11 protein-coding genes are annotated in these 23,388 nt (G+C 73.6%); 8 read left to right on the top strand and 3 right to left on the bottom strand.

Translation table 11 applies throughout. The features are described 5' to 3' along the window. Window positions 1-114: 114 nt before the first annotated feature. Window positions 115-5,211 carry a non-ribosomal peptide synthetase gene (locus HDA43_RS32460; protein WP_179828373.1) on the top strand — a complete coding sequence of 1,699 codons (5,097 nt, stop codon included), beginning with the start codon at window positions 115-117 and terminating at the stop codon, window positions 5,209-5,211. A gap of 248 nt (window positions 5,212-5,459) precedes the next feature. Here HDA43_RS32460 and HDA43_RS32455 read toward each other — a convergent pair whose 3' ends face one another. Then, complete coding sequence (locus tag HDA43_RS32455) at window positions 5,460-5,996, bottom strand: YbhB/YbcL family Raf kinase inhibitor-like protein (protein ID WP_179828371.1); 537 nt, start codon at window positions 5,994-5,996, stop codon at window positions 5,460-5,462. A gap of 251 nt (window positions 5,997-6,247) precedes the next feature. Between HDA43_RS32455 and HDA43_RS32450 the strand changes: the two genes are divergently transcribed. The 4 genes from HDA43_RS32450 (at window position 6,248) to HDA43_RS32435 (ending at window position 18,172) form a co-directional block, all read left to right on the top strand. Continuing rightward, on the top strand, window positions 6,248-6,448 hold the full coding sequence (locus HDA43_RS32450; RefSeq protein WP_179828369.1) for an MbtH family protein: 201 nt from the start codon (window positions 6,248-6,250) through the stop codon (window positions 6,446-6,448). A 212-nt stretch (window positions 6,449-6,660) separates the two neighbouring features. Further along, a complete protein-coding gene (locus HDA43_RS32445) occupies window positions 6,661-11,628 on the top strand; it encodes a non-ribosomal peptide synthetase (RefSeq protein WP_179828367.1) in 4,968 nt (1,655 codons plus the stop codon). 32 nt (window positions 11,629-11,660) lie between these two features. Continuing rightward, window positions 11,661-17,087: a non-ribosomal peptide synthetase/MFS transporter gene (locus HDA43_RS32440; protein ID WP_179828366.1), complete on the top strand. Its 5,427-nt coding sequence runs from the start codon at window positions 11,661-11,663 to the stop codon at window positions 17,085-17,087. Next, window positions 17,084-18,172, top strand: coding sequence for a TauD/TfdA family dioxygenase (locus HDA43_RS32435; protein ID WP_179828365.1), 1,089 nt, complete (start codon window positions 17,084-17,086; stop codon window positions 18,170-18,172). The genes HDA43_RS32440 and HDA43_RS32435 overlap by 4 nt, the downstream gene beginning before the upstream one ends. 189 nt (window positions 18,173-18,361) lie before the next feature. Here HDA43_RS32435 and HDA43_RS32430 read toward each other — a convergent pair whose 3' ends face one another. Then, on the bottom strand, window positions 18,362-18,775 hold the full coding sequence (locus tag HDA43_RS32430) for a pyridoxamine 5'-phosphate oxidase family protein (RefSeq protein WP_179828364.1): 414 nt from the start codon (window positions 18,773-18,775) through the stop codon (window positions 18,362-18,364). A gap of 96 nt (window positions 18,776-18,871) precedes the next feature. Between HDA43_RS32430 and HDA43_RS35595 the strand changes: the two genes are divergently transcribed. Continuing rightward, window positions 18,872-19,225, top strand: coding sequence for a VOC family protein (locus HDA43_RS35595; RefSeq protein ID WP_179828363.1), 354 nt, complete (start codon window positions 18,872-18,874; stop codon window positions 19,223-19,225). A gap of 78 nt (window positions 19,226-19,303) precedes the next feature. Next, complete coding sequence (locus HDA43_RS32420; RefSeq protein WP_179828362.1) at window positions 19,304-20,269, top strand: helix-turn-helix transcriptional regulator; 966 nt, start codon at window positions 19,304-19,306, stop codon at window positions 20,267-20,269. Window positions 20,270-20,336: 67 nt separating this feature from the next. On the opposite strand, the gene HDA43_RS32415 is transcribed toward HDA43_RS32420, so the two are convergent. Beyond that, complete coding sequence (locus tag HDA43_RS32415; RefSeq protein ID WP_179828361.1) at window positions 20,337-20,735, bottom strand: PPOX class F420-dependent oxidoreductase; 399 nt, start codon at window positions 20,733-20,735, stop codon at window positions 20,337-20,339. A 272-nt stretch (window positions 20,736-21,007) separates the two neighbouring features. Between HDA43_RS32415 and hypF the strand changes: the two genes are divergently transcribed. Continuing rightward, a complete protein-coding gene (gene hypF / locus HDA43_RS32410) occupies window positions 21,008-23,371 on the top strand; it encodes a carbamoyltransferase HypF (protein ID WP_179828360.1) in 2,364 nt (787 codons plus the stop codon). Window positions 23,372-23,388: the final 17 nt, after the last annotated feature.

The raw sequence follows: 23,388 nt of genomic DNA, 5'->3' as shown, positions 1-23,388 counted from the left end.
TTCGCGGCTTTTCCGGAGCGCGGAACCACGGTCCGCGCTCCCGGCCCGCGCCTCCCGGGCCACGAGTTTCCTCCTCCCCGCAGGTCCACCGCCATGTTCCAAAATGGAGGTTTCGTGAAATACCCCTCTTTATCGGCCAATCTTGCTGAAATCTTCGAGGCGCGGGTGGCGGCGGCTCCGGACGCCGAGGCGGTGGTCTGCGGCGAGGTCCGCCTGAGCGCGGCCGAACTCAACGGCCGGGCCAACGCCCTGGCCCGCCGCCTGCTCGCCGCCGGCGTCGGACCCGAGACCCCCGTACTGGCCCTGCTGCAACGCTCCGCCGACGTCGTCGTCACCATGCTCGCCGTCGTCAAGGCCGGCGGCACCTACGTCCCCCTGCACCCCGCCCTGCCCGTGACCCGGATGCGCTGGATCGCCGAACAGACCGGCGCACCCGTCCTCGTCACCGACACCGCCAACGCCGGACACGACCTGGCCGCACACCTCACCCCCCTGGTCGTCGGCACCGACACCGACCCCGACAACCTCAACCTCGACATCGCCGCGGACCGGCTGGTGTACGCGATGTTCACCTCCGGCTCCACCGGCACCCCCAAGGGCGTCGCCGTCACCCACCGCAACATCCGCTCCTTCGCCACCGACCGCCTGTGGGAGAGTCCCGCCCAGCAACGGGTGTTGTTCCACACCGCCTCCTCCTTCGACGTGTCCATGTACGAACTCTGGGTGCCCCTGCTGAACGGCGGCACCATCGTCGTGGCACCCCCCGGCGTCGTCGACGCCGCCACCCTCACCTGGGCCCTGGACCGGGAGGGGGTCAGTGCCGTCTTCCTGACCACCGGCCTGTTCAACGTCCTGGCGCAGGATCACCCCGCCCTGCTGGCCCGCGTCCCCGAACTGTGGATCGCCGGCGAGGCCGCCTCCCCGGCCACCGTGGAGCGGGTCGTCCTCGCCGGGGGCAACGTCTTCAACGGCTACGGCCCCACCGAGACCACGATCTACGTCACCGCGCACCACGTCACCGAGCCCGGTCCCGTCGTGCCGATCGGCCGGCCCCTGGACGACACTCGCGCCTACGTCCTGGACGATCGCCTCCAGCCCGTCCCGCCCGGTGTCGCCGGCGAGCTCTACATCGCGGGCGAGCACCTGGCCCGCGGCTACCTGGGCCGTCCCGACCTCACCGCCGAACGCTTCGTCGCCTGCCCCGAGGAGCCCGGCGCGCGGATGTACCGCACCGGCGACCTGGTGCGCCGGCTGCCCGACGGAACCCTCGACTATGTCGGCCGGGTGGACAACCAGGTCAAGATCCGCGGTATCCGGATGGAGCTGGGCGAGATCGAGGTGGTCCTGGACCGCCATCCGGACGTGGCCCAGACCGTCGTCCTGGCCCGGGAGGACCGTCCCGGGGACAAGCGGCTGGTCGCCTACCTCGTCCCGCGCACCACGGACGCGGGCACGGGCGCCGGCGTCGGTGCCGATGCGGACGCGGAGGGGTTCACCGGCCGGGTGCGGCGCTTCGCCGAGGACAACCTGCCCGCCTACATGGTCCCCTCGGCCTTCGTGGTCATGGACGCCCTGCCGCTCAACCACAGCGGCAAGGTGGACCGCCGCGCCCTGCCCGCCCCGGAGACCACGGCCTCCGGCACGGCCCCGCGCACCCCCGTCGAGGAACGGCTCTGCGCACTGTTCGCCGAACTGCTGGCCGTACCCGGCGTCGGCATCGACGACGACTTCTTCACCCTCGGCGGCCACTCCCTGCTCGCCATGCGCGCCGTCACCGCCATCCGCTCCACCTTCTCCACCGAACTCCAGATCCGCGAGATCTTCGAAGCGCCGACCGTGGCGGATCTGGCCGTACGGATCGAGAAGGCGAGGACCGACGGCGCGGTCCGCGTCCGGCCGGCGCTGGTCCGCGCCGAGGACGGTGACCGCTCGGAGCTGTCGTTCGCCCAGTACCGGGTCTGGCTCGTCGACCAGCTCGCCGAGAACGCGAGCCTCTACACGATCCCGCTGGTGCTGCGGCTGTCGGGCCGGCTGGACCGGGAGGCGCTGCGTGCCGCGGTCGCCGACGTGGCCCGGCGGCACGAGACGCTGCGCACCGTCTTCCCCGCCCGGGAGGACCGGCCGACGCAGCGGGTGCTGGAGAGCGTGCCGGACCTGACGGTGACCGAGGTCGCCGAGGCGGAACTGGACGCCGCGATCCGGCGGACGGTACTGCGGCCGTTCGACCTGGCGTCGGAGCCGCCGATGCGGGCGGAGCTGTTCGCGCCGACGTCCGCGGGGGACGCGCGGGCCGTACGGTCACCGGGGACCGCCGCACAGCCGGCCGGAACGGCGGAGCCCGGCGGCGGCGGCGAGCACGTCCTGGTGCTGGCCTTCCACCACATCGCGATCGACGGGTGGTCCCTCGGCCCGCTGGAGCGCGACCTGGCCACGGCCTACGCCGCCCGGGTGCGCGGCGAGGAACCCGGCTGGCAGCCGCTGCCGGTCCGCTACAGCGACTACACCCGCTGGCAGCGCGAACTGCTCGGCGACCCCGCCGACCCGGGCAGCCTGATGGGCGAGCAGACCGCCCACTGGCGCGCCGCGCTGGCCGGGCTGCCCGACGAGATCGCGCTGCCCGCCGACCGGCCCCGGCCCGCGACGAGCGAGCACCGGGGCGAGGCGGTGTCCCTGAGCCTGTCACCCGAGTTGCACGCCCGGCTGCTGGCGGTGGCCCGGGGCGGGCAGGCGACGCTGTTCATGACGTTGCAGGCCGGGCTGGCGGCGCTGCTGACCCGGCTGGGCGCCGGCGCCGACGTGCCGATCGGCGCCCCCGTCGCCGGCCGCACCGACGAGGCGCTGACCGACCTGGTCGGCTTCTTCACGAACACGCTGGTGCTGCGCACCGACACCTCCGGCGACCCGACCTTCCGCGAGCTGCTGGCCCGGGTCCGCGAGACCGACCTGGCCGCCTTCGCCAACCAGGACGTGCCGTTCGAGCAGCTCGTGGAGGCGCTGAACCCGCCCAGGGTCTACAGCCGCCCGCCGCTGTTCCAGGTGATGCTGGCCCTGCTCAATACGCCCGGCACGGACGCCGAGCTGCCCGGGCTGACGATGGCGCTGGACCCGGCGTACTCGCTGTACGGGTTCGGCGGCGCCAAGTGCGACCTGCTGCTCGGTCTGACCGAGGACTTCACCGCCGACGGCGCCGCTGCCGGGGTGGAGGGCGTGCTGCAGTACGCCACCGACCTGTTCGACCGGGGCACGGCCGAGACGATCGCGGCGCGGCTGGTGCGGCTGCTGGAGGCCGTCGCCGCCGACCCCGACGTCCCGATCGGCGCGGTGGATCTGCTCGACCCCGCCGAACGCCGCGCCCTCCTCACGGAGTGGAACGACACCGCCGCCCCCACCCCGCAGGGCAACCTGGCCGAGCTGTTCGAGGCGCGGGTGGCGGCGGCTCCGGACGCCGAGGCGGTGGTCTGCGGCGAGGTCCGCCTGACCGCGGCCGAGCTCAACGGCCGGGCCAACGCCCTGGCCCGCCGCCTGCTCGCCGCCGGCGTCGGACCCGAGACCCCCGTACTGGCCCTGCTGCAACGCTCCGCCGACGTCGTCGTCACCATGCTCGCCGTCGTCAAGGCCGGCGGCACCTACGTCCCCCTGCACCCCGCCCTGCCCGTGACCCGGATGCGCTGGATCGCCGAACAGACCGGCGCACCCGTCCTCGTCACCGACACCGCCAACGCCGGACACGACCTGGCCGCACACCTCACCCCCCTGGTCGTCGGCACCGACACCGACCCCGACAACCTCAACCTCGACATCGCCGCGGACCGGCTGGTGTACGCGATGTTCACCTCCGGCTCCACCGGCACCCCCAAGGGCGTCGCCGTCACCCACCGCAACATCCGCTCCTTCGCCACCGACCGGCTCTGGCACGGCCCCGCCCACCGGCGGGTCCTGTTCCACACCGCCTCCTCCTTCGACGTGTCCATGTACGAACTCTGGGTGCCCCTGCTCAACGGCGGCACCATCGTCGTGGCACCCCCCGGCGTCGTCGACGCCACCACCCTCACCTGGGCCCTCGACGACGAACACGTCACCGCGATCTTCCTGTCCACCGGCCTGTTCAACGTCCTGGCCCCCGACCACCCCGCCCTGCTCGCCCGCATCCCCGAACTATGGATCGCCGGCGAAGCCGCCTCCCCCACCGCCGTCGCCCACGTCCTGGCCGCCGGCGCCACAACCGTCTTCAACGGCTACGGCCCCACCGAGACCACCGTCTACGCCACCGCCCACCCCATCACCACCCCCGGCCCCGTCATCCCCATCGGCCGCCCCCTGGACAACACCCGCGCCTACGTCCTGGACGACCACCTCAACCCCGTCCCGCCCGGCGTCCCCGGCGAGCTCTACCTCACCGGCGAACACCTGGCCCGCGGCTACCTGCACCGCCCCGACCTCACCGCCGAACGCTTCGTCGCCTGCCCCCACGGCCGGCCCGGCGAACGCATGTACCGCACCGGCGACCTCGTCCGCCGGCTACCCGACGGAACCCTCGACTACCTCGGCCGCGTCGACGACCAGGTCAAGATCCGCGGCATCCGCATCGAACTCGGCGAGGTCGAGAACGTGCTGGGCCGTCATCCGGACGTGGCCCAGACCGTCGTCCTGGCCCGGGAGGACCAGCCCGGGGACAAGCGGCTGGCCGCCTACCTCGTCCCGCGCACCACGGACGCGGGCACGGGGACGGATGCCGCCGCCGGGGCGGACGGGGCCTCGGGCACCCACTCGGGCGTGGGCGCGGAGGAGTTCATCGGGCGGATTCGGCGCTTCGCCGAGGACAACCTGCCCGCCTACATGGTCCCGGCGGCCTTCACGGTCATGGACGCCCTGCCGCTCAACCACAGCGGCAAGGTCGACCGCCGCGCCCTCCCCGCCCCCGCCCGGCAGAAGACCGCCGCCGCCGCGTTCGTCCCACCCCGCACCGACGCCGAACACCTCGTCGCCGACGTCTGGACCGACGTGCTCGGCAACACCCGCGTCGGCGTCCACGACGACTTCTTCGCCCTCGGCGGCAACTCCCTGCTCGCCATCAGGGTGCGGTCGCGCATCAGATCCGCGGTGGGCCTGGAGGTCCCGATCAACGTGATCTTCGCCAACACCACCGTCGAGAAGCTGGCCGACGCCGTGGAGGCACTGCTGATCGCCGACATCGAGGCCGGAGGTCACTAGGACCTGTCTGGTGGATCCTCGTCACGGCGAGGATCCACGGAGCAGAACCCCGAGCCCGCCGCCCGGCCCCGCGGCATGCCGATCCGGTATGCCGCGGCGGCCGGGCGAGCCGTGCCGGATGCCCGAAGGACATCGGGCGGACGGAGAGGAGCGGTGTCCGGAGGGGACGGGGTGCCGGAAAAGCGTTCGGGCCCCTCACCCGCCGGTGAACCGGGGCGGGTGAGGGGCCCGAGGCGCCGAACGGCCGGTCAGGCCGCGGAGTCCGGCACGCCGTACTCCGCGACGAGCACCGCGCGGGCCAGGGCGTAGTGGTTGATCGTGCCGCTGAAGACGGCGGCCGTCTGGTCGGGGGTGACCTCGATGCTCTCCACCCCGAGGGCGTGCACGGCGAAGACGTAGCGGTGGGCCGGGCCGGGAGGCGGGGCCGCTCCGCCGAAGTCGAAGGTGCCGTAGTCGTTGCGGCCGTGCAGGGCGCCCTTGGGCAGCCCCTCCATGTCGCCGCTGCCCGCGCCGCGCGGCAGCTCGGTCACGTCGGCCGGGATGTCGGCCAGCACCCAGTGCCACCAGCCGCTGCCGGTGGGGGCGTCCGGGTCGAAGCAGGTGATCGCGTAGCTCTTCGTCCCGGCCGGCGCGCCGGACCAGCGCAGGTGCGGGGAGACGTTGCCGGCTTCGTAGACGTGCGCGTCGGGCAGGATCTCGCCGTGCACCAGGTCGTCGCTGACGACCGTGAAAGCCGGCACCTGCCGTAAATAGTCGTATGGCATGGGCGCGCGACCGGCCATCATTCCCCCGTCTCCGTTCCTGACTCCTGGCTGAGGGGATCCTGTTCACTTTCCCTCTCGGTGTCAAGGGTTGACATCGCTTTCCCGCCCGGAGTCAAGGGTTGACATTACTCCGCATACATAGGGGATACTCCCCCTTCGGGGTGTTAGTGACTTAGACGGTGGGATCGGTCGCTTTCCGGTGATATGCGGTAACCCTGCGTTCCGGTTGACAAAGACGTCCACGAGACCGTTTCCGAAAGCACGGAGTTTCCATGAGCAATCCGTTCGACGATGAGAACGGCAGTTACCTCGTTCTGGTGAACGGCGAGGGACAGTACTCCCTCTGGCCGACCTCCGCCGAAGTTCCCGGCGGATGGGACATCGCGCACGAAACGGACAGCCGACAGGGCTGCCTGGACTTCATCAACGCGAACTGGGCCGACATGCGGCCGCGTAGCCTGCAGACGTCCTAAAAAGGGCATTAAGGCCCCAAAAAGGGCATCAGTGTCCTGAAAGTGGCACCGAGTTCCTTCTCTCCGGGCGACTACCGCCACGAGCCGTGTTCAGGAACGGATATTCCGCGCGGCTGAGCCGTGGCTGAACAGCGCCTGTGCCATCGGTTCGGCTTTTCGCCTCATCGTGCCCTGGGGCCCCTGTGTCCCCGTGCCCTGAACCTGGAGATTCCGTGAACCCGATTTCTTTGCGGCGGAACCTTGCCGCGCTGTTCGAGGCGCGGGTGGCGGCGGCTCCGCACGCCGAGGCAGTGGTCTGCGGCGAGGTCCGGCTGACCGCGGCCGAGCTCAACGGCCGGGCCAACGCCCTGGCCCGCCGTCTGCTCGCCGCCGGTGTCGGACCGGAGTCACCGGTCGCGGTGCTCATGGAGCGCTCAGCCGACGTGGCGGTGGCGACGCTGGCCGTCGTCAAGGCCGGCGGCGCCTACGTGCCGCTGCACCCGGCCTATCCGGTCGCCCGCATGCGGGCGATCCTCGACCAGGCGGGCGCGCGGATCGTGCTGACCGACACGGCGCACGCCGGCCACGAGTTGGCCGAGCACGCCGCCTCCCTGACCGTGGGCGACGACACCGACCCGGAGAACCCGGGCCTGGACATCGCCGCCGACCGGCTGGCGTACGTGATGTTCACCTCCGGTTCCACCGGCGCCCCCAAGGGCGTCGGCGTCACCCACCGCAACATCCTCTCCTTCGCCGCCGACCACCGCTGGCGGGAGCACGACCGCGTGCTGTCGCACTCCTCGTTCGCCTTCGACGCCTCCACCTACGAGCTGTGGGTGCCGCTGCTGAACGGCGGCACCGTGGTCATGGCCCCGCCCGGCGCCGTCGACGCCGGGACGGTGGCCCGGATGCTGGACGACGAGCGGATCACCGCGGCGTTCATGACGACCGGCCTGTTCAACGTGCTCGCCGAGGAGGCGCCGGAGCTGCTGGCCCGGATCCCCTCGCTGTGGACCGGCGGCGAGGCCGCCCACCCCGCCGCGATGGAGCGGATCGTCCTCACCGACGGCATCGTGCACAACGCCTACGGCCCCACCGAGAACACGACGTTCTCGGTCTCCTACCCGGTGGAGAAACCCCCGTCGGGCGCCGTTCCCATCGGCCGCCCGCTGGACGCCGTCGGCGTCCACGTCCTGGACGGGAATCTGCGGCCCGCCGACGAGGGCGAGCTGTACCTCACCGGGGAGCAGCTGGCGCGCGGCTACCTGGGCCGGCCGGACCTGACCGCCGAACGCTTCGTCGCCTGCCCCCACGGAGAGCCTGGCACGCGGATGTACCGCACCGGGGACCTGGTGCGCCGCCTGCCCGACGGGGACCTCGAGTTCGTCGGGCGCGCCGACGGCCAGGTGAAGATCCGCGGCTTCCGCATCGAGCTGGGCGAGATCGAGACGATTCTCGCGCGGCACCCCGAGGTGGCCCAGGTCGCCGTCCTGGCCCGGGAGGACCGTCCCGGGGACAAGCGGCTGGTCGCCTACCTCGTCCCGCGCGCCACGGACGCGGGCACGGGCGCGGACACCGGTCAGCTCGCCGACCGGGTACGGCGGGCGGCCGGGGAGACGCTGCCCGCCTACATGGTGCCGTCGGCGTTCGTCGTACTGGCGGCGCTGCCGCTCAACCACAACGGCAAGGTCGACCGCCGCGCCCTGCCCGCCCCGGAGACCACGGCCTCCGGCACGGCCCCGCGCACCCCCGTCGAGGAACGGCTCTGCGCACTGTTCGCCGAACTGCTGGCCGTACCCGGCGTCGGCATCGACGACGACTTCTTCACCCTCGGCGGCCACTCCCTGCTCGCCATGCGCGCCGTCACCGCCATCCGCTCCACCTTCTCCACCGAACTCCAGATCCGCGAGATCTTCGAAGCGCCGACCGTGGCCGCGCTCGCCGCCCGGATCGAGCGGGCCGGCGGTGAGGGCGGCGGCCGGCCCAGGCCGGTCCTGGCCCGCGGCGGGGAGTCCGGACGCCCGGAGCCGTCGTTCGCCCAGTCGCGTCTGTGGATCTCCGACCGGCTCGCCGAGAGCGTGAGCCTCTACACGATCCCGCTGGTGCTGCGGCTGTCGGGCCCGCTGGACCGGGAGGCGCTGCGCGCCGCGGTCGCCGACGTGGCCCGGCGGCACGAGACGCTGCGCACCGTCTTCCCCGCCCGGGACGGCCGTCCCGAGCCCCGGGTGCTGGAGGGCCTGCCGGACCTGACCGTCACCGGGATCGTCGACGGGCCGGAGCTGGACGCCGCGATCCGGCGGACCGCGCTGCGGCCGTTCGACCTGGCGTCGGAGCCGCCGATGCGGGCGGAGCTGTTCGCGCTGCCGCCGGTCGGCGGGCGGGACGAGCACGTGCTGGCCCTGCTGTTCCACCACATCGCGATCGACGGGTGGTCCCTCGGCCCGCTGGAGCGCGACCTGGCCACGGCCTACGCCGCCCGGGTGCGCGGCCAGGAACCCGGCTGGCAGCCGCTGCCGGTCCGCTACAGCGACTACACCCGCTGGCAGCGCGAACTGCTCGGCGACCCCGCCGACCCGGGCAGCCTGATGGGCGAGCAGACCGCCCACTGGCGCGCCGCGCTGGCCGGGATGCCCGACGAGATCGCGCTGCCCGCCGACCGGCCCCGGCCCGCGGCGCCCGGACACCTGGGCGAGTCGGTGTCCTTCACGCTCCCGGCCGGCCTGCGCCGGCGGCTGCTGGCGGTGGCCCAGGCCGATCAGGCGACGCTGTTCATGACGTTGCAGGCCGGGCTGGCGGCGCTGCTGACCCGGCTGGGCGCCGGCGCCGACGTGCCGATCGGCGCCCCCGTCGCCGGCCGCACCGACGAGGCGCTGACCGACCTGGTCGGCTTCTTCGCCAACACGCTGGTGCTGCGCACCGACACCTCGGGGAACCCCACCTTCCGCGAGCTGCTGGCCCGGGTCCGCGAGACCGACCTGGCCGCCTTCGCCAACCAGGACGTGCCGTTCGAGAACCTGGTCGAGGCGATCAACCCGCCGCGGGTGCCGGGCCGTACCCCGCTGTTCCAGGTGATGCTCGGCCTGGTGAACACCTCCCCCGCCGAGAGCGGGGTCGCGGGGCTGACGATGGCGCTGGACCCGGCGTACTCGCTGTACGGGTTCGGCGGCGCCAAGTGCGACCTGCTGTTCGGTTTCACCGACGGCCGCTCCGCCGACGGCGCCCCGGCCGGGGTGGAGGGCGTGCTGCAGTACGCCACCGACCTGTTCGACCGGGGCACGGCCGAGACGATCGCGGCGCGGCTGGTGCGGCTGCTGGAGGCCGTCGCCGCCGACCCCGACGTCCCGATCGGCGCGGTGGACCTCCTCGACCCCGCCGAACGCCGCGCCCTCCTCACGGAGTGGAACGACACCGCCGCCCCCACCCCGCAGGGCAACCTGGCCGAGCTGTTCGAGGCGCGGGTGGCGGCCGACCCGGACGCCGAGGCGGTGGTCTGCGGCGAGGTCCGCCTGAGCGCGGCCGAGCTCAACGGCCGGGCCAACGCCCTGGCCCGCCGCCTGCTCGCCGCCGGCGTCGGGCCGGAGTCACCGGTCGCGGTGCTCATGGAGCGCTCGGCCGACGTGGTGGTGGCGATGCTGGCCGTCACCAAGGCCGGCGGCGCCTACGTGCCGCTGCACCCGGGCCTGCCGGTGAGCCGGATGCGCTGGATCGTCGAGCGGACCGGCGCGCGGGTGGTGCTGACCGACGCCGTCTACGCCGAGCACGAGCTGGCCGAGCACGCCCGGGCCGTGGAGGGCGTCCAGGCGATGACGGCCACCGAGGAGAGCGACCCGCAGAACCTCGGTCTGGAGATCGCGGCGGACCGGCTGGTGTACGCGATGTTCACCTCCGGCTCCACCGGCACCCCCAAGGGCGTCGCCGTCACCCACCGCAACATCCGCTCCTTCGCCACCGACCGGCTCTGGCACGGCCCCGCCCACCGGCGGGTCCTGTTCCACACCGCCTCCTCCTTCGACGTGTCCATGTACGAACTCTGGGTGCCCCTGCTCAACGGCGGCACCATCGTCGTGGCACCCCCCGGCGTCGTCGACGCCACCACCCTCACCTGGGCCCTCGACGACGAACACGTCACCGCGATCTTCCTGTCCACCGGCCTGTTCAACGTCCTGGCCCCCGACCACCCCGCCCTGCTCGCCCGCATCCCCGAACTATGGATCGCCGGCGAAGCCGCCTCCCCCACCGCCGTCGCCCACGTCCTGGCCGCCGGCGCCACAACCGTCTTCAACGGCTACGGCCCCACCGAGACCACCGTCTACGCCACCGCCCACCCCATCACCACCCCCGGCCCCGTCGTCCCCATCGGCCGCCCCCTGGACAACACCCGCGCCTACGTCCTGGACGACCACCTCAACCCCGTCCCGCCCGGCGTCCCCGGCGAGCTCTACCTCACCGGCGAACACCTGGCCCGCGGCTACCTGCACCGCCCCGACCTCACCGCCGAACGCTTCGTCGCCTGCCCCGAGGAGCCCGGCGAACGCATGTACCGCACCGGCGACCTCGTCCGCCGGCTACCCGACGGAACCCTCGACTACCTCGGCCGCGTCGACGACCAGGTCAAGATCCGCGGCATCCGCATCGAACTCGGCGAGATCAACGCCGTGCTGGGCCGGCATCCCGAGCTCAGGCAGGCGGTGACCGTGGTGCGCGAGGACCAGCCCGGCGACAGACGGCTGGCCGCCTACCTCGTCCCGCGCGTCGCGGACGCCGGCCGCGAGGGCGAACTCGCCGACCTGGTGCGGCGCTTCGCCGAGGACAACCTGCCCGCCTACATGGTCCCGGCCGCGTTCACGGTCATGGACGCCCTGCCGCTCAACCACAGCGGCAAGGTGGACCGCCGCGCCCTCCCCGCCCCCGTCTGGCAGGAGAGCACCGCCGTCGCGTTCGTCCCGCCCCGCACCGACGCCGAACACCTCGTCGCCGACGTCTGGACCGACGTGCTCGGCGACACCCGCGTCGGCGTCCACGACGACTTCTTCGCCCTCGGCGGCAACTCCCTGCTCGCCATCAGGGTGGCCGCCAGGATCCGGGCCGCCGTGGACCTGGAGATCCCGATCAACGTGATCTTCGCCAACCCCACCGTCGAGAAGCTGGCCGACGCCGTGGAGGCACTGCTGATCGCCGACATCGAAGGACAGGGCGCCTGAGCGCCGCTGTCCCGCAAGGAAGGAAACCGTAGATGACCGACCAGCTGTCGGAACGCGCCGTCACGCTCTCGGCCGACAAGCGCGCCCTGCTGGCGCAGCGATTACGAGGACGGGCGGCGACCGTCACGGTCCGGCCCCGGTCCCCCGAGACCGAGCCGCCGCCGTCCAGCGGACAGGAACGCCTGTGGTTCATGGAGCAGCTCGCCCCGGGCAACACCGCGTACACGATGCCGCTGACGCTGCGGCTGACCGGTGAGCTGGACGCCGAGCTGCTGGAGGCCGCGCTGACCGCGCTGGTCGCCCGGCACGAGGCGCTGCGGATGCGCTTCCCCAGCCAGGACGGGCGGCCCAGGGTCGTCATCGACGAGCCCGGCCCCGCCACGCTGAAGGTCATGGCGGCGGACGACGCCGCCCGCGCGGCCGAGATCGTCGGGGAGGAGGTCAGGCGGCCGTTCGACCTGGCCGCCGACGCGCTGCTGCGGGCGACGCTGGTCCGCATCGCGCCGGACGACCACGTGCTGCTGCTCGCCGTACACCACGTCGTCAGCGACGGCCGGTCGCTGGAGATCATGGCCGACGAGCTCTTCGCCCTGTACGCCGGGCTGCGCGACGGCGCCCCGGTGGAGCTGCCGCAGCCGCAGGCGCAGTTCGGCGACTTCGCCGTATGGGAGCGGGAGCGGCTGGGCGGGCCCGAGGTCGAGCCCGACGTCGCGTTCTGGCGCGAGCAGCTCACCGGGATGCCCGACCTGGAACTGCCCACCGACCACCCGCGCCCGGCCGAACAGCGCTTCGAGGGCGCGCTGTCCGCCTTCACCTGGGACGCGGAGCTGACCGAGGCGGTCCGGGAGCTCGGCAGGGCGCACGGCGCCACGCTCTACATGACGCTGCTCGCCGCCTACCAGGCGGTCCTCGCCCGGCTCGCCGGCCAGGACGACTTCGGCGTCGGCTCGCCGGTGGCCGGACGGCCCTACCGGGAGCTGGAGGGCGTGGTCGGCTCCTTCGTCAACATGGTGACGCTGCGCGGCCGTACCGGGGACGACCCGACGATCGCCGAACACCTGCTGCGCACCCGGGAGACCGTGCTGGGCGCGCTCGGCCACCAGGACTACCCCTTCCACCAGCTGGTCAACGACCTGCGGGTGGAGCGCGACCCCAGCCGGTCGGCGATCTTCCAGGTGACCTTCGCGCTGAACAACCGGGCGGAGCCGGCCCGCGGCGTCGCCGGGCTGGAGATCGCGCCGTTCGAGTTCCCGCTCACCATCACCCAGTTCGACCTCGCGCTGTACGTCACCGAGGCCGACGAGGGGCTGGAGGGGTTCTTCACCTACCGCACCGACCTGTTCGAGGCCGCGTCCGTCGAGCGCGTCGAGCGCGCGATGCGGCGCTTCCTGGAGCAGGCCGTCGCCGACCACGGGCGCCGTCTGTCGGAGGTGTCGCTGCTCGGCGACGCCGAGCGCGAGGCGCTGCTCGGCGAGTGGGCCGGCACCCGCACCTGGGAGCCGTCGTACCGCACGCTCGGCGAGATGGCCGAGGCCCAGGCGGAGCGGACCCCGGACGTCCGCGCCCTGGTGGCCGGAGACCGGTCGCTCACCTTCGCCGAGCTGCACGGCCGGGCGAACCGGCTGGCCAGGCGGCTGCGCGGGATGGGCGTCGGCCCCGACGCCCGCGTCGCGATCTGCCTGGAGGGCAACGTGGACGCCGCCGTGGCGATCCTCGCGGTGCTCAAGGCGGGCGGCGCCTACCTGCCGCTGGACCCCGAGCAGCCGACCGACCGGCTGGAGTTCCTGCTCGCCGACTCCTCGGCGGTCCTGCTGGTCACCAGCTCGTCGCTGCGGGACAGGGCGCCCGGCTTCACCGGTCCCGTCGTGGAGCTCGACCGGCTCGGCGACACCTCCGAGGAGGACGACGGCCCGCTGGAGCCGCTGGCCGGCCCCGGCGACCTCGCCTACGTGATCTACACCTCCGGCACCACCGGCCGCCCCAAGGGCGTCGGCGTCCAGCACCGCCACATCGTGGCCTACCTGGAGTACATCCGCGCCGAGTACGGCATCGTGCCGGACGCCCACTTCGGCCTGCTGCAGTCGCTCGCCTTCGACTTCAGCATGCTGATGTTCTACCTGCCGCTCACCGGCGGCGGCACACTGCACCAGCTGCCGCGCCGCGGCTCCGGGCACGAGCTGGCCGAGGCCATCGCGCACCTGGACTACCTGAAGATGACGCCCTCGCACCTGGCCGCCCTGGGGGCCGAGGTGGAGCCGGAGCGGCTGCTGCCGCGCCGCGCGCTCATCCTGGCGGGCGAGGCGTCGCCCACCGCGTGGGTCCGCGACCTCGCCGCCCGCACCGACTGCGCGATCTTCAACAGCTACGGTCCCACCGAGACGGTCGTCGCGGTGACCACCGAACGGGTGGACCCCGAGGCGGCGGCGCCCGGCACGGCCTGGCCCATCGGCCGCCCGCTGCCCGACGCCCGCGTCTACGTGCTGGACCGGGCGCTGCGCCTGGTCCCGCCGGGCGTGGCCGGTGAGCTGTACATCGGCGGCGACACCCTGGCGCGCGGCTACCTCGGCCGTCCCGGGCTGACCGCCGAGCGCTTCGTCGCCGACCCCTACGGCGAGCCCGGCGCGCGGATGTACCGCACCGGCGACCTGGTGCGCCGGCTCGACGACGGCCGGCTGGAGTTCCTGGGCCGCACCGACCACCAGGTGAAGATCCGCGGCTACCGGGTGGAGCTCGGCGAGATCGAGGCCGCGCTCGGCACCCTGCCCGGCGTCGTCCAAGGCGTGGTGGACCTGCGCGGCGACCACCTGGTGGCCTGGCTGGAGAAGGAGCCGGACGCCGCGGAGGCGCCGGTGGCCGAGCTGCGGGCGCACCTGCTGGACCGGCTGCCCGAGTACATGGTCCCCGGACGGTTCGCCTGGCTCGACCGGTTCCCGCTGCAGGCGCACGGCAAGGTGGACCGCCGTGCCCTGCCGGACCCCGAGCCGGAGCGGGCCGACCAGCGGGCCGGCTACACCGCGCCGGAGGGGCCCGTCGAGGAGGCCGTCGCCACCATCTGGGCGAACGTGCTGGACCTGGAGCAGGTCGGCGCGAACGACGACTTCTTCGACCTCGGCGGCCACTCGCTGCTGGCCACCCAGGTGGTGGCGAGGATGCGCAAGGCGTTCCCCGACAGCAAGCCGCCGATCGGCGTGCTGGAGATGTTCAAGAACCCGACCGTCGCCCAGCTCGCGAAGCTGATCGTCGAGCGGCGCGGGGAGACGGCCGGGCCGCGCCGGATGCTCGCCGAGCTGACCCGTCCGATCGCCCCGAAGGACCGCCTCGGCACCGTCGTCTGCGTGCCGTACGGCGGCGCCAACGCGGTCGTCTACCAGACGCTCGCCGACGCGATGCCCGCCGGCTACTCCCTCTACGCGGTCGCCGCCCCCGGCCGTGAGCCGGGTGAGGAGGCGCAGCTTCCCTTCCAGGAGGTCGCCGCGCAGTGCGTCAAGGAGATCGCCGAGCACATCCAGGGCCCGCTGGTCATCTACGGGCACTGCGCGCCGGGCAGCGCCCTGGCCATCGAGCTGTCCAAGCAGGTCGAGGCGTCCGGACGTGAGCTGGACGCCCTCTACCTGGGCGGCATCTTCCCGTTCGCCAAGCCCAGGGGCCGCTTCCTCGGACCGCTCAGCACGCTGATCAACGACCGCCTGCACGGCACCCGCAGCATCGCGGCCGAGCTGCGCGCGCTCGGCGGCGACATGACCGGCCTCGACGAGGAGCAGGTGACGTTCACCGTCGAGCTGATGCGCCAGGACGGCCGGATGGCCGAGGAGTACTTCACCGACCTGTTCGCCACCGAACAGCCGCGGCTGAAGGCGCCGATCGTCTCGGTCGTCGGCGAGCGCGACCCCAGCACCGAGTTCTACCAGGAGCGCTTCAAGGAGTGGTGCTTCCTGTCGGAGACGGCGTCGCTGGTCGTCATCGACGAGGCCGGGCACTTCTTCCCCAAGTACCGCGCCGACGAGCTGGCCCGGATCGTCACCGGGACGCACCGCGCCGACGACGCCTGGCGGCGGGAGCACTCCCGCGAGGCGGGCGGCACCTGGTGGCTGCAGGAGACCGTGCACCGGAAGGCCGCGCGCACCGAGCGCGAGCCGAGCATGCGCCGCTTCCTGCCCATCGCGCTGGGCCAGCTGGTCTCGCTGGTCGGGTCGGCGCTCACCGAGTTCGCGGTGCCGATCTGGATCTTCCAGAAGACCGGGTCGATGGCCCACTTCGGGCTCATCGCGCTGCTCGCCCTGGTGCCGGGCATCGTCGTGGCGCCGCTGGCGGGCGCGGTGGTCGACCGCTACGACCGGCGGCGCGTGATGATCGCCGGTGACGCCGCGTCGGGCCTCACCCAGGCGGTGATGCTCGCGCTGCTGCTGACCGACCGGCTCACCGTCGGCCCGCTGTACGGGCTGATAGCGATCGTCTCCGTCTCGGTGACGTTCCAGCGGCTCGCCTACCAGGCGTCGATACCGCAGCTGGTGCCCAAGCGCTACCTGGGCCACGCCAACGGCATCGTGCAGCTCGCCATCGGCAGCGGGCAGTTCCTGGCCCCGCTCATCGCGGTCGGCATGCTCGCCGCGATCGGGCTGGAGGGCATCCTGACCGTCCAGGTCGCCGCCTACGCGTTCGCCGTCCTGGTGGTCCTGCTGGTGAAGTTCCCCACCGCGCTGGGTCTGCGCCGCCGCGAGCCGATCTCCGCGGAGATCGTCAACGGCTTCCGGTACTCGCTGGGACACCGCGGCTTCCGCGCGATGCTGTTCTTCTTCGCCGGGGTGAACCTGTTCCTGGCGCCCATGTTCGTCATGGTCTCGCCGCTGGTGCTGTCGTTCTCCACCTTGGCCGCCGCCGGCACGGTGGCGGTCGCGGGCGGCGCCGGCGCGATCGTGGGCGGCCTGGTGATGAGCCTGTGGGGCGGCCCGACCCACCGCAAGCTGCGCGGCGCGATCGCCTCGGCCGGGCTGATGGCCCTCGCGGGCCTGGTCACCGGGTTGCAGCCCAACCTGTGGCTGATCGGCGTCGGCGCGTTCGGCATGTCCTTCTCGCTGTCGCTGATCAACGGCATCATCGCCACGATCATCCAGGTGAAGGTGCCGCACCGCTTCCAGGGCCGGATCATCGCGGTCAACACCATGATCGCCGCGGCGACCGTGCCCATCGGCTTCGGCGTCGTCGCGCCGCTCGCCGCTCCCCTGCTCGACCCGCTGATGGCCGCCGGCGGCCCGCTCGCCGGAACCGTCGGCGCGCTCATCGGCACCGGCCCGGGACGCGGGCTGGGGCTGTTCTACCTGATCTGCGGGCTCGCCATGGGCCTGCTGACCCTCGCCGGTCTGCGCGTCAGGACGCTGGCGCGCTTCGACGACGAGGTGCCCGACGCCAAGCCCGACGACCTCATCGGCATCGAAGAGCTGGAAAGGACCCACGCCGCATGAACACCACCATCGACTGGGAGGTCAGGGACAAAAGGCCCGCCGCGGCCGACGCCCAGGGCGCGGACCTGGGTGAGACCTGCGAGTGGTTGCGGGAGAGCCGCGAGGCCATCCGCGCGGGGCTGGACGAGCACGGCTCCGTCTACCTGCGCGGGCTGCCGGTCAAGACCATCGAGGACTTCGCCGAGGTCCGGGACGCGCTGGTCTCCAAGCTCGCCGGGTACGTCGAGAAGGCCACCCCGCGCAGCCACTTCGGCAAGGACGTCTACTCCTCCACCGACCTGCCGCCGTCGCACGCGATCCGCCCGCACAACGAGAACAGCTACGCGCTCAACTTCCCCGGGATCCTGATGTTCGGCTGCCTCGTCGCCCCCGACGAGGGCGGCGCGACGCCGACCACCGACGTGCGCAAGGTCCTGCGGGACATCCCCGCGCCGCTCGCCGACCGCTTCCGCGAGCACGGCTGGTCGCTGGTGCGCAACTACGGCGAGCACATCAGCCTGGGCTGGCGCACCGCCTTCGCCACCGAGGACAGGGACGAGGTGGCCGCCTACTGCGCGGAGAACCACATCGCCCACGAGTGGGTCGGCGACGACCAGCTCCGCACGAGGCAGCGCCGCTCGGCCACCATCCGCCACCCCGGAACCGGTGAGGAGGTCTGGTTCAACCACACGGTCTTCTGGAACGAGTGGGCGCTCGACCCGGACGTCCGCGAGGTGTTCATCGACGACCTGGGCCACGAGAACCTGCCCTTCAACACCGCCTACGGCGACGGCGAGCCGATCTCCAAGGAGGACATCGAGACGATCGACGAGGCCTACCGCCGGGCCACGACCAGGGAGACCTGGCGGGTGGGCGACATCCTGATCGTCGACAACATCCTGGCCGCGCACGCCCGCGAGGCGTTCAAGGGCCAGCGGAAGATCGTGGTCGCCATGGGCGACCCGATCGCGCTGGCGGACTGCTCCCCCACCGTCCAGCCGCTGGCCGGCTTCGCCAAGCCGCTCGCCGCGGCGGCCGCCGCCCCCGCCGCGGCCCCGCAGGACGCCAAGCCCGGCAAGCGCCGCTGGTTCGGCCGCCGCTCCTGACCCGACGGGCGGTCGCCGACGACCCGGTGACCGCCCGCGCGACCGTCCCCACCGGCCGGTCCCGCGCCGCCCTCCGCGGCACGGGACCGGCCGGTCCGGTTCTCCCGGGTTCTCCGCCGGCGCCCGTCCCGGCGACCCGGACACCTCCCCGGACCGTCGGCGCCCCCACCGGCCGCGTGACCGGCGGTGTCAGACGTTGCCCAGCACCCGGGTGACGCTGATCTCGATCACCACCCGGGCCGGGTTCTCCCGCGGCCTGCGGTAGCGCAGCTCGTACCGGCGCTCGGCGTCCTCGACCGCCTCGCGGTCGCGGCGGACCACCGCCCGCCCCTCCAGGGTGGACCAGCGGCGCCCGTCCACCTGGCAGACCGCCACCGGCGCCCCCTCCCCGCCCGCCTCCGGCAGGTTGCGGGCCTTCAGCGACGTGCCCGAGGTGATCACCCGGGCGATCCCGGAGTCGACGTCCAGCGTCACCCCCACGGGGACGACGTGCGGCGTGCCGTCGGCCCGGAGCGTGGTCAGCGTGCACAGGTGGCGCTCCCGCCAGAACCCGCGGAACTCCTCCCCCTGCCCCTTCAGCACGCCGTCCTTCCCGATGTCCATACCTCTTCCTTCGATTCCCTTCCGCGGCCGGATGCCTGTCCCACCACCGAGCCGGAATCCTCCCATACGACCCGAACAGGGCCGTACGATCGGGGGGTGATCATCCGTCAGAGTCAGCTCGTCGTCGACTGCGCGGACCCGGCGCGGCTCGCCGCGTTCTGGGGGGCGCTCATGGGCGCCGCACCCGTGGACCGCGACCCCGGCTGGTCCTACATCGACCCGCCGGAAGGGCTGCGCCTGGCCTTCCAGCGGGTCCCGGAGCCGCGTTCCGGCAAGAACCGCCTCCACCTCGACCTCGAGGTGGAGGATCTCACCGGCGCGGCCGACGCGGCCGTCGCGCTGGGCGGACGGCGGTCGGGCGCGGCGCAGCGCGACGCCGTCGGCGCCTTCCAGGTCATGCACGACCCCGAGGGCAACGAGTTCTGCTTCGTGGCCGAGGCCGTGCCATGAGCGCCGAGGCCGGACCATGAGCGCTGACCGCTCCGCCCGCTTTGCGGAAGAATCCGGACCAGCGGAAGAATCCGGACCATGCGCGCCGATCGCCTTGTGGCCGTCCTGTTGCTGATGCAGGCCCGCGGCCGGGTGACCGCCGCCGAGCTGGCCACCGAGCTGGAGGTGTCCGTCGCCACCGCCCGCCGTGACCTTGAGGCGCTGTCGGCCGCGGGCGTCCCCGTCTACCCCCAGCCCGGCCGCGGCGGTGGCTGGTCCCTGGTCGGCGGCGCCCGTACCGATCTCAGCGGCCTGACGGCGCCCGAGGCGCGGGCGCTCTTCCTGCTCGTCGGCCCCGCCGCATCCGTCTCGGCCGAGGCCAGGGCGGCGCTCCGCAAGCTCGTACGGGCCCTGCCCTCGACCTTCCGGGCCGACGCCGAGGCCGCCGCCGAGGCCACGGTGACCGACCCCGTCCGGTGGGGCGAACACGACAGGCCCCGGCCCCCGATGGTCGACCTGCTGCAGAGCGCCGTGATCCGGAGGCGCAGGGTCCGCCTGACCTATGCCGATCACGCCGGGGAGCGGACGGAACGGCTGGTCGACCCGTGGGGCCTGATCGACAAGGACGACGTCTGGTATCTCCTCGCCGGGACCGACCGGGGGCGGCGCACCTTCCGCGTCGACCGGGTCGCCCAGGCCGAGCCGACCGGCGAGCCCGCCGAACGCCCGGACGACTTCGTCCTCGCCGCCGCCTGGCAGGAGGTCGTCGACCAGGTCGAGCGGCGCCGCTCCCGCACCTGGGCGACCGTGCTCATCGAGGAGCGGTTCGCGCCGATCCTGCGCGACCGCTTCGGACGGCACTGCCACATCGACGGCGAACCCGACCGGGGACGCGTCCGGGTCCGCCTCGCCGCCCCCACCCCGCTGGACATCGCCCGCGACCTCGCCGGCTGGGGCGCGCTGGTCGAGGTCGTCGAACCGCGCTCGGTCCGTGACGAGCTCGCCCGCATCGGCGCCGAACTCGTCGCCCGCCACGGCGGCGGGAGCGACCCCGGCGAGCGCTGACCCCGGCGACGGCTACGGGCGCACCGGGCCCCGAGGCGGGAAGGCGCGCCGGCCGGCACCCCGCCGGTCAGCGGCCGGGGCTGTAGACCACCTGCTCGGGCGTCACCCGCACCGTGACGCGCTCCTCGCCCGGCTGCCGGTAGGGGTAGGTGTCCACGCCGAGGTACTTCTTCGCCAGGCGGTCGATGACCTCGTCGGCGCCCTCCTCCTCCAGCTTCGCGGTGCCGGACACGCTGACCAGGTGGAAGGCGTTCTCGGGGTCCAGCACGCTCACCGACACCCGGGGGTCGGCGCGCAGGTTGCGGTCCTTGACCCGGCCCAGGGCCGTGTTGAAGACCACGTCGTCACCGTCGACGTCGACCCAGACGACGGTGTTGTGCAGCGAGCCGTCGGACCGGACCGTGGTGGCCCACCCGTGGATCGGCCGCCGGAGCAACTCCTTGGCGTCCTCGTTCAACTTCCCCATGCCGACTCCTGTCTCGATCGCCTTCTTCTCGCCCTCGAACATCATCTTTCCCCGGTCTGTTCCCTCTTTCCGGCTCATTTTTCGTCCACTGCCCTTTACGAAGTAAGACAAGGACCGAACCGGGGACGGGCAAGATCGGGGAAAGACTTCCGGTCCGGCGGGGCCGCCGCCCCGGGCACGGGAATCGATCACGCGGCGGGGCCGTGCTCCGCGGGATGACGGGTACGGCGGGCGCCGGAGGCGGCGGACGCGCCGCGGGGTGCTGGAGGGCGATGGACGGCGGGCGGGCGGGCGAGCGGGTCCGGGCGGCGATCCGGGTGGAGGGCACCGTACAGGGGGTGGGTTTCCGGCCCTTCGTGTACGGCCTGGCCACCCGGCTCGGCCTGGACGGGCTGGTCGGCAACGACGAGCGCGGGGTGTTCATCGAGGTCGAGGGGGCATCGGCGCTGGTAGGGGAGTTCACCTCGGCGCTGCGGGACGGCGCGCCGCCGCTGGCGGCGGTGGAGCGCGTAGCGGCCGTTCCCGTCCCTGTCACCGGCCGGTCCGGGTTCGCCGTCGTGCCCAGCCCCCCGGGCGGGCGGCGCCGGGCGCTCGTCACCCCGGACGCGGCGACCTGCGCCGACTGCCTGCGCGAGCTGGACGACCCGGCCGACCGGCGGTACGGCTACCCGTTCGTCAACTGCACGAACTGCGGGCCCCGGTTCACCATCGTCACGGACCTGCCGTACGACAGGCCGAACACCACGATGGCGGGGTTCGCCATGTGCGGCGACTGCGAGCGGGAGTACCGCGACCCGGCCGACCGGCGCTTCCACGCCCAGCCGGTGTGCTGCCCGGCGTGCGGGCCCCGGCTGCGGCTGCTCGGCCCGGCCGGCCGCGAACCCGCCCCTCCCCCGCCGTCCTCCACCGCCCCCGGCGGAGCCGTCCCGAAGGGAGCCGTCGCGGACGGGACCGCCTCGGACGGGGCCGTCCTGGACGCGGCCGCCGCGCTGCTCCGGGCCGGGGCGGTGGTCGCGGTCAAGGGCCTGGGCGGCTACCACCTGGCCGCGGTGGCCGCGTGCGGGCCGGCGGTGGCGGCGCTGCGGGCCCGCAAGCGCCGCGAGGACAAGCCGTTCGCCGTCATGGCGGCGGACCCGGAGGCGGCGCGGCGGCTGTGCGAGGTGGACGAGGCGGCCGAGCGGCTGCTCACCGGCGCCGCGCGCCCGATCGTGCTGCTGCGGCGGCGGCCCGGCGCGCGGCTCGCGCCGCGGGTGGCGCCGGGAGACCGGTGGCTGGGCGTGATGCTGCCCTACACCCCCCTGCACCACCTGCTGCTGCGGCGGGTCGGCGAGCCGATCGTGCTGACCAGCGGCAACCTCGGTGACGAGCCGATCGCCCGCGACGACGGCGAGGCCGTGGCGCGGCTGGGCGGGGTAGCGGACGCCTTTCTGGCCCATGACCGGCCGATCCGGGCGCGCGCCGACGACTCGGTGGTCCGCGTCTTCCGCGGCGGGCCGCTGCCGATCCGGCGTTCCCGGGGGTACGCGCCGCGCCCGCTGCCGCTCCCCCGTCCGGCTCCCCGGCCCGTGCTGGCCTGCGGCGCGGAGCTGAAGCACACCTTCTGCCTGGCCAGGGGCGGGCGGGCGTTCGTCTCCCCGCACGTCGGCGACCTGGAGAACCACGAGACGTTCCGGTCCTTCACCGAGGGGGTCGCGCATCTGCGGCGGCTGCTCGGCGTCACGCCGCGCCTCGTCGCCCATGACCTGCACCCGGAGTACCTGTCCACCAAGTACGCGCTCGCCCTGGAGGGCGTCGACCGGACGGGGGTGCAGCACCACCACGCGCACGTCGCGTCCTGCCTGGCCGACAACGGGGTGGCGGGGACCGTCATCGGGGTGGCCTTCGACGGCCTCGGCTACGGCGCCGACGGGACGCTGTGGGGCGGGGAGTTCCTCGTCGCCGATCTGGCCGGGTTCGAGCGGGCCGGGCACCTTGCCACCGTGCCGATGCCGGGGGGCGCGGCGGCGGTCAGGCAGCCGTGGCGGATGGCCGCCGCCCACCTCGATGCCGCCTACGCCGGGGACGTCCCCGGTGACCTGGCGGTGGTGCGGCGCAACGCCGGGCACTGGGAGGCGGTGGTCGCGCTGGCCCGGCGCGGCGTGAACGCCCCGCTCACCTCCAGCGTGGGCCGGCTGTTCGACGCGGTCGCGGCGCTCGCCGGCGTCCGCGACGTGATCACCTACGAGGGGCAGGCCGCGGCGGGGCTGGAACGGCTCGCCGACGAGGACGAGAGGGACGGGTACGGCTGCCGCCTGACCGGCGGGGTGCCGTTCACCGTACCGGGGGCCGAGCTGGTCCGGGCCGCGGCCGAGGACCTGCGGGCGGGCGCGGCGCCCGGGACGATGGCCGCCCGGTTCCACAACGGGCTGGCCGCGGCGGTCGCGGCGGGCTGCGAGCGCCTGCGGGAGGCGCGGGGCCTGGGCACGGTGGCGCTGTCGGGGGGCGTCTTCCAGAACGTCCTGCTGCTGGAGCGGACGGTCGCCCTGCTGGAGGAGCGCGGCTTCACCGTCCTGACGCACCGGCGGGTGCCGCCCGGCGACGGCGGGATCAGCCTCGGCCAGGCGGCGGTGGCCGCCGCCCGCGACCGGCTCGGCTGAGGACGCGGGTGGCGGGG

This window comes from Streptosporangium sandarakinum, from assembly GCF_013409935.1.
In the GTDB taxonomy this organism is placed as follows: Bacteria; Actinomycetota; Actinomycetes; order Streptosporangiales; family Streptosporangiaceae; genus Streptosporangium; species Streptosporangium nondiastaticum.
Note: the sequence above shows the minus strand (reverse complement) of the source record. Positions and strands in the feature narration are given on the sequence as shown.

What these genes read in the sequence shown, in the direction of transcription:
- HDA43_RS32455 (WP_179828371.1), bottom strand. Translation starts at nt 5,996, where the DNA reads ATGATGGCCGGTCGCGCGCCCATGCCATACGACTATTTACGGCAGGTG.
- hypF (WP_179828360.1), top strand. Translation starts at nt 21,008, where the DNA reads ATGGACGGCGGGCGGGCGGGCGAGCGGGTCCGGGCGGCGATCCGGGTG.
- HDA43_RS32450 (WP_179828369.1), top strand. Translation starts at nt 6,248, where the DNA reads ATGAGCAATCCGTTCGACGATGAGAACGGCAGTTACCTCGTTCTGGTG.
- HDA43_RS32430 (WP_179828364.1), bottom strand. Translation starts at nt 18,775, where the DNA reads ATGGACATCGGGAAGGACGGCGTGCTGAAGGGGCAGGGGGAGGAGTTC.
- HDA43_RS32435 (WP_179828365.1), top strand. Translation starts at nt 17,084, where the DNA reads ATGAACACCACCATCGACTGGGAGGTCAGGGACAAAAGGCCCGCCGCG.
- HDA43_RS32415 (WP_179828361.1), bottom strand. Translation starts at nt 20,735, where the DNA reads ATGGGGAAGTTGAACGAGGACGCCAAGGAGTTGCTCCGGCGGCCGATC.
- HDA43_RS32440 (WP_179828366.1), top strand. Translation starts at nt 11,661, where the DNA reads ATGACCGACCAGCTGTCGGAACGCGCCGTCACGCTCTCGGCCGACAAG.
- HDA43_RS32420 (WP_179828362.1), top strand. Translation starts at nt 19,304, where the DNA reads ATGCGCGCCGATCGCCTTGTGGCCGTCCTGTTGCTGATGCAGGCCCGC.